The organism is Dietzia sp. E1, from assembly GCF_014145015.1.
Lineage (GTDB): Bacteria > Actinomycetota > Actinomycetes > Mycobacteriales > Mycobacteriaceae > Dietzia > Dietzia cinnamea_A.
In genome coordinates this window covers 1-7550 of the sequence record NZ_JAALDU010000350.1, presented here as the reverse complement: position 1 = coordinate 7550, position 7550 = coordinate 1, and the positions used below count along the sequence as shown (strand labels likewise).

At 70.6% G+C, this 7550-nt stretch carries 4 protein-coding genes; 2 read left to right on the top strand and 2 right to left on the bottom strand.

The genetic code is table 11. From position 1 onward, the window contains the following. Nucleotides 1-101: 101 nt before the first annotated feature. On the bottom strand, nt 102-3050 hold the full coding sequence (gene topA, locus G6030_RS11690; RefSeq protein WP_347238648.1) for a type I DNA topoisomerase: 2949 nt from the start codon (nt 3048-3050) through the stop codon (nt 102-104). A gap of 491 nt (nt 3051-3541) precedes the next feature. Here topA and G6030_RS11685 point away from each other — a divergent pair, with 491 nt between their 5' ends. Together G6030_RS11685 and G6030_RS11680 are read left to right on the top strand one after the other, a co-directional pair. Then, on the top strand, nt 3542-5536 hold the full coding sequence (locus G6030_RS11685; RefSeq protein ID WP_182643237.1) for a 2-oxoacid:acceptor oxidoreductase subunit alpha: 1995 nt from the start codon (nt 3542-3544) through the stop codon (nt 5534-5536). Nucleotides 5537-5562: 26 nt separating this feature from the next. Beyond that, nucleotides 5563-6633, top strand: coding sequence for a 2-oxoacid:ferredoxin oxidoreductase subunit beta (locus G6030_RS11680; RefSeq protein WP_182643236.1), 1071 nt, complete (start codon nt 5563-5565; stop codon nt 6631-6633). A gap of 76 nt (nt 6634-6709) precedes the next feature. On the opposite strand, the gene G6030_RS11675 is transcribed toward G6030_RS11680, so the two are convergent. Then, nucleotides 6710-7550, bottom strand: an 841-nt coding sequence (locus G6030_RS11675; RefSeq protein WP_347238647.1) for an NRDE family protein, incomplete at its 5' end; no start/stop codon positions are given.

Sequence of the window (7550 nt, the reverse complement as noted above, 5' to 3'; positions counted from 1 at the left end):
GCCCCGCCGCCGCCCCGGCGGCCGACGCGGTCGCCGACGACGCGACGCTCTGACTGGCCCCGTACGGCCAGAGCGACGCTCTGACCCGCCGACCGCGACGGTCAGCGGCGGGAGGTGGCCGCCTTCTTCGCCGGGGCCTTGCGGGCGCCCGACTTCTTGGCGGGGGCCTTCTTGGCCGGCGGCGACTTGGCCCGGCGCTCCGAGAGCAGCTCGGAGGCCCGCGCGTCGGTGAGACTCTCGACGGTGTCGCCCTTGCGCAGGGAGGCGTTGGACTCGCCGTCGGTCACGTACGGGCCGAACCGGCCGTCCTTGACCAGCATCTGCTTGCCGGAGACCTCGTCGATCCCCATCTCGCGCAGCGCCTTGGGCGCGGCGGCCTGGCGGCCCCGGCGCTTGGGCTCGGAGTAGATCTTCAGCGCCTGCTCGAGCGTCACCGTGAACACCGCGTCCTCGGACTCGAGGGTGCGCGAGTCGGTGCCCTTCTTCAGGTACGGCCCGTACCGGCCGAGCTGCGCGGTGATCTCCTCCCCGCTGGCGGGGTCGACGCCGACGACGCGCGGCAGGGACAGGAGCTTGAGCGCGTCCTCCAGCGTGACCGTCGCCGGGTCCATGGACTGCATGAGCGACCCGGTCCGCGGCTTGGGCCCCGTGGGGTTCTCGGAGTCCTTCTTGGCCTTGCGCGTGACCGCGGCCTTGGCCTTGGTGGCGGCCTTCTTGGCCTCGGCCTTGGCCTCGTCGTCCTTCGCCGCGGCGATCGCGGCGTCGCGCTCGGCGTCGATCCGCTTCTTCTCCGCCTCGGCGTCGGCGAGCACCTTCTTGGCCCACGCGGCCTTCTCGGCGTCGCTGGGCTCGGGCAGTTTCTCGGTGACGTAGGGCCCGTAGCGCCCGTCCTTGACGACGATCTCGTGCCCGGTCTCGGGGTCCACGCCCAGCGGGCGCCCGTCCTGCGGGGTGGCGAAGAGCTTCTCGGCCACCTCGAGGGTGAGCTCGTCGGGGCTCATGCCCTCGGGCAGGTTGGCGCGCTGCGACTCCTCCTCGCCGGACTCGCCCTTCACCATCCGCTCGAGGTACGGGCCGTAGCGACCGACGCGCACGTGGACGGGGCGCCCCTCGGCGTCGTCGAACACGCGGATCGAGTTGATGCTGCGGGCGTCGATGGCCTCGAGGTTGACGTCGACGAGGTTCTTCAGCCCCACCGCGTAGTTCGAGTCCGCGTCGCCCTCGCCGTCGCCCCCCGGGCCGCCGGCGCCGAAGTAGAACCGGCGCAGCCAGTCTCCGCGGTTCACGCGGCCCTCGGCGATCGCGTCGAGCTCGTCCTCCATGAGGGAGGTGAAGTCGTAGTCGACGAGCCGCCCGAAGTTCTGCTCGAGCAGCCCGACCACCGCGAACGCCACCCAGCTGGGCACGAGCGCGTTGCCGCGCGAGTAGACGTAGCCACGGTCCTGGATGGTGCGGATGATGCTGGCGTAGGTGGACGGGCGGCCGATGCCCATCTCCTCCATCGCCTTGACGAGGCTGGCCTCGGTGTAGCGGGCCGGCGGACTGGTGGTGTGCCCCTCGGGCACGAGGTCCGAGCCGGTGAGGGACTGCCCCTCCGTCAGCTGCGGCAGGCGACGCTCGGCGTCGTCGGCCATGGGCTTGTCGGAGGACTCCGCGGGCTCGTCGGCGGCCTCGACGTAGGCCTTGAGGAAGCCCGGGAACGTGATCGTGCGGCCGGACGCGGAGAACGTGGCGCGGCTGTAGCCGGAGGCGTTGTCGCCGGCCTGCCCGCTGATGCGGATGCTCACCGACGTGCCGCGGGCGTCGGCCATCTGGGAGGCGACGGTGCGCTGCCAGATGAGCTCGTAGAGGCGGTACTCCTCGGCGTCGAGCACACCGTGGAGCTGGCCGGGGGTGGCGAACGACTCGCCGGCGGGGCGGATGGCCTCGTGCGCCTCCTGCGAGTTCTTGACCTTGCGCGTGTACTGCCGCGGCGTGGGCGAGACGTACTCGCTGCCGTAGAGCTCCGTCGCCTGCGCCCGGGCGGCGGCGATGCCGCCCTCGGACAGGGTCGTGGAGTCGGTTCGCATGTAGGTGATGTAGCCGTTCTCGTACAGCCGCTGCGCGATGCGCATGGTGCGCTCGGACGTGTACCGGAGCTTGCGGCCGGCCTCCTGTTGGAGGGTCGAGGTCATGAACGGCGCGTAGGGGCGCCGTGTGTAGGGCTTGGACTCGACGGTGTCGACGACGAAGTCGGCGCCGTCGAGAGCGCCGGCCAACGCCCGGGCCGCGCGCTCGTCGAGCACGACGGAGTCCTTGGCTGCGCCGGTGGTCTTCAGCCTTCCGTCCTGGCCGAAGTCGCGTCCCTGGGCCACCCGGGCGCCGTCGACGGCGGAGAGTCTGGCCGTGAAGCTGCGTGGCTCACCGGCGTCACCCCCGGCCGAGCGCTGCGTGGCGAGAGTGGCGGTGATGTCCCAGTAGTCGGCGGCGACGAACGCCATGCGCTCGCGCTCGCGCTCGACGATGACGCGGGTGGCCACCGACTGCACACGCCCGGCGGACAGCCGCGGCATGACCTTCTTCCACAGCACGGGCGAGACCTCGTAGCCGTAGAGACGGTCGAGGATGCGGCGGGTCTCCTGGGCGTCGACGAGGTCGGTGTCCAGCTCGCGGGTGTTCTCGGCGGCGGCGAGGATGGCGGGCTTGGTGATCTCGTGGAACACCATGCGCTTGACGGGGACCTTGGGCTTGAGCACCTCGAGGAGGTGCCAGGCGATCGCCTCACCCTCGCGGTCGGGGTCCGTCGCCAGCAGGAGCTGATCCACCCCCGCGAGCTCCTTCTTGAGCTCGGAGACCTTCTTCTTCTTGTCGGCGCTGACCACGTAGATGGGCTCGAAGTCGTCCTCCGGGTTCACACCCAGCCGCGCCCACGGTTCCTTCTTGTACTTGGTCGGGATGTCCGCGGCACCCTTGGGCAGGTCGCGGATGTGGCCGACGGAGGCCTCGACCACGTAGTCGGACCCCAGATAGGGCTGGATCTTGCGCGCCTTGGTGGCGGACTCGACGATCACCAGGCTCCGCTTGCCGCCTGATGCTGTCTTCTTGCTCGCCACTGGAGTGCTCCCAACCTGCGCTGATCCGTCGACGACGCCCGCCGTCGACTCCGGTCCCGGCTACGGTACGCGTGCCGGGGCCTTTCCATACAGTTCATACCAGGCCGGTCCGTCACGGGAAGAAACGCGATCCACCCCTGGGCGGGCCCCGTGACCACGGCCGCCGGGACGCCACGACCCTCCGGGACGGTCCGGCCTATTCCTCTATATGCACCCCCGACGCGAGCGCCCCCTCGTCGTCGTTCCCCCAGCGCACGCCGCCCGGAGTGGCAGAGATAGACAGATCGGTCTATGATTGGGAGGAGCACCCACGACCGCGGATTGCAACCTGTTACAGTTCCGGCATTCCGGCCGTGGCCGCGGGCTGCGCCGTAAAAGGCGTACCGTCGATGGCCGTACGGGAGCCACGACGAGTCCCGATCATCACGACTTTCTGGAGGTCAGCAGCGGTGGGCAATGCGTCCAAGACCAAGCTGGACAAGGTGGTCATCCGCATCGCGGGTGACTCGGGTGACGGCATGCAGCTCGCCGGTGACCAGTTCACGTCCGAGGCGGCCGCCTTCGGCAACGACCTCGCGACCCAGCCCAACTACCCGGCCGAGATCCGGGCTCCCCAGGGCACCATCCACGGCGTCTCGAGCTTCCAGATCCAGATCGCGGACTACGACATCCTCACCGCCGGTGACCGTCCCGACGTCCTGGTGGCGATGAACCCGGCCGCACTGAAGGCCAACATCGGCGACCTGCCCTCGGGCGGGATCCTCATCGTCAACTCCGACGAGTTCACCAAGCGGAACCTGACGAAGGTGGGCTACGAGTCCAACCCGCTGGGCTCGCCGGCGTTCGAGGCGTTCCAGGTGCACGAGGTCGCGATGAGCACGCTGACCATCGGTGCCGTGGAGTCGGTCGACATCGGCAAGAAGGACGCCGAGCGCTGCAAGAACATGTTCGCGCTGGGTCTGCTGATGTGGATGTACGGACGCACGGTCGAATCGATCGAGAAGTTCCTGGCCGACAAGTTCGGCAAGAAGCCGACCATCCTCGAGGCCAACACCCTCGCGCTGCGGGCGGGCTGGAACTACGGCGAGACCACCGAGGCGTTCGCGTCGGAGTACGAGATCGCCCCCGCCAAGCTGCCCGCGGGCCGCTACCGCCAGGTCACCGGCAACACCGCCCTGGCCTACGGCCTGGTCACCGCCGGCACGTCGGCCGACATGCCGGTCTTCCTGGGCACCTACCCCATCACCCCCGCCTCGGACATCCTGCACGAGCTCAGCAAGCTCAAGCAGTTCGACGTCACCACCTTCCAGGCCGAGGACGAGATCGCCGGTATCGCCTCCGCGCTGGGCGCCTCCTACGGTGGCGCGCTGGGCGTGACCTCGACCTCCGGGCCGGGCCTGGCCCTGAAGTCCGAGGCGATCGGCCTGGCCGTCATGACCGAGCTGCCGCTGGTCATCATCGACGTCCAGCGCGGCGGCCCCTCGACCGGCCTGCCCACCAAGACCGAGCAGTCCGACCTGCTGCAGGCGCTGTTCGGCCGCAACGGTGAGTCGCCCGTGGCCGTGGTGGCCCCCCAGTCCCCCGCGGACTGCTTCGACGCCGCCCGCGAGGCCGCCCGCATCGCGGTCACCTACCGCACGCCGGTCATCCTGCTCTCGGACGGCGCGATCGCCAACGGCTCCGAGCCGTGGCTGCTGCCCGAGGTCGAGGCGCTGCCGAAGATCGAGCGGAACCTGGCCACGGCTCCTGAGGCGGGCGAGGAGGGCGAGACGGTCCCCGACTACCTGCCCTACGCGCGCGACCCGGAGACCCTCGCCCGCGACTGGGCCGTGCCCGGAACCGCGGGACTGGAGCACCGCATCGGTGGCCTCGAGAAGGCCAACGGCACCGGCAACATCTCCTACACGCCGGACAACCACGACCTCATGACCCGCACGCGCGCCCTGCGCATCGCGCGCATCGACGTGCCGGACCTCGAGGTCGACGACCCGTCGGGCGAGGCCGACGTCCTCGTCGTGGGCTGGGGCTCGTCCTACGGCCCCATCGGCGAGGCCGTGCGCCGTGCCCGCGCCAACGGCCACCGCGTGGCCCGCGCGCACGTGCGTCACCTCAACCCGCTGCCCCACAACATCGGCGAGGTGCTCGGGCGCTACCGCCGCGTGCTGGTGCCGGAGATGAACCTCGGTCAGCTGTCGATGCTGCTCAAGGCCCGCTTCCCCGCCAACATCCAGCCCATCACCAAGGTGCACGGCATGGCGTTCTCCGCCGAGGAGCTGCAGAACGCCATCGAAGCCGAGTTCGCCGGCCGCCTCACCCACGCGGAGCACGACAAGTACCGGGTCGCGCTCGACGGGGTCGTCACCACGACCGGTGAGCCCGCGGCCCGCGCCCGGCAGATCGGCCACACCGCCACCGGCACCACCACCGCCAACCGAACCCGCTGACACAGACGAGCGAGGAGAGGACCCCCATGACAACAACCGAACCCGGACTCGTCGGCACCACGCTGCCACTCGACGCCCTGTCCTCGGTGCCCAAGACCGACGCCCCCCAGAAGCCCAAGGACTACACCTCCGACCAGGAGGTGCGCTGGTGCCCGGGCTGTGGCGACTACGTCATCCTGGCCACCATCCGCGCGCTGCTGCCCAAGCTCGGCCTCAAGCGCGAGAACATCACCTTCATCTCCGGCATCGGCTGCTCGAGCCGCTTCCCGTACTACCTCGAGACGTACGGCATGCACTCGATCCACGGCCGCGCTCCGGCCATCGCCACCGGCCTGGCCACCACCCGCCCCGACCAGTCGGTGTGGGTCGTCACCGGCGACGGCGACGCCATGTCCATCGGCGGCAACCACCTCATCCACACCCTGCGCCGCAACGTGAACATGAACATCCTCATGTTCAACAACCGGATCTACGGCCTGACCAAGGGCCAGTACTCCCCCACCTCCGAGACCGGCAAGGTCACCAAGTCCAGCCCCATGGGCTCGTTGGACCACCCGTTCAACACCCTGTCACTGGCACTGGGCGCCCAGGGCACTTTCGTCGCCCGCGCCCTGGACTCGGACCGCAAGGGCCTGACCGAGGTCCTCGAGGCCGCCGCCCGCCACCGCGGCACCAGCTTCGTGGAGATCATGCAGGACTGCCCGATCTTCAACGACGGCTCCTTCGACCTGCTCCGCAAGGAAGACGCCGCCGACCACCTCATCCCGGTGCGTCACGGCGAGAAGATCATCTTCGGCGACGAGGGCCAGCACTGCGTGGTCCGCCGCGGCTTCTCCCTGGCCGTGGCCGCCACCGCGGACGTCGACGAGGCCGACATCGTCGTCCACGACGCCCACACCGACGACCCGACCTACGCCCACGCCCTGGCCAACCTGTCCAGCCAGGACCTGGAATACACGGTCACCGGCATCATCCGCCAGGTCGCCCGCGACACCTACGACGACCTCGCCCGCGGCCAGGTCGCCACCGCCAAGGAGACCGCCACCAGCGACCTGCAGGCCCTCCTCGACGGCGCCAGCACCTGGACCGTCGAGTAGGACCGAGCACTACCCGCGCCGCGTCCCGGGGACGTCGACAGCGCACGCACCACCGCTCACGGGGGCGGTCACCGGCTCACACGCGCCGCGTGACCGTCCCCGTGACGCGTCCGCGGGTGTCCCACGTCCGTTCGACGACGTCGGCGACGCCGTGCTGGTCCACGCGAACCGCGGTCGTCGACCGGGTGCCGTAGATCCCGCCGATGCGGACGAACCTCGACGACAACCGCCACTCGTGGGACAGGGGCACGCCGGTGCGGGGCATCGTCCACGGTGCGGCCGGGCGGCGGTCGGCCAGCAGGTCGAGCAGCGCCCGCGACCAGTCCGGGCCCTCCATGAGGTCGGTGCCCAGCAGCGTCCGCACGTCACGGACCGCGCCGACGACCTTGGGCCACGGCGTGTTGAGGGCCGCGTTGGACAGTCCGTGGACGCCGTCGTCCAGGGGTAACGGGCCGCGGGTCGACCGGTTGGAGGCCCACCACATGTCGTCGAGGTCACCGGCGATGAGGTTGACGCCCCCGTAGGCGTCGAGGCCGTCGACGACGTGGTGGGCGAACTCCGTGACCGGCACCGGCCCGGTGAGCGCATCGACCGGCAGCTCGCCACGCGACGCCGGCGCGGGGATCGCCGGCCCGGGCTCGCGGACATTGGTGACCGCGGCGAACCGCCCGCCCGGCGCCAGCGCCAACCAGGTTCCACCGGCGGTGATGTCCCGGCCGGCGACGATGTCCGCGACACCGTCGTGCTCCAGGGTCCACTCGTGGAGCGGCTCGGTGGGCCGGGCGAGGACCTCGTCCCGGTTGGCCACCACGATGAGCGGATAGCGGGGGTGGACCCGGCGGGCGACCACGAGCATGCACATACCCCCACGGTACGTCGACCTGCGACGGGGCAGCGTGTGGCGGGGGCGCGCCCCG

Coding starts and splice junctions, on each gene's coding strand:
- G6030_RS11680 (WP_182643236.1), top strand. CDS start 5,563: ATGACAACAACCGAACCCGGACTCGTCGGCACCACGCTGCCACTCGAC.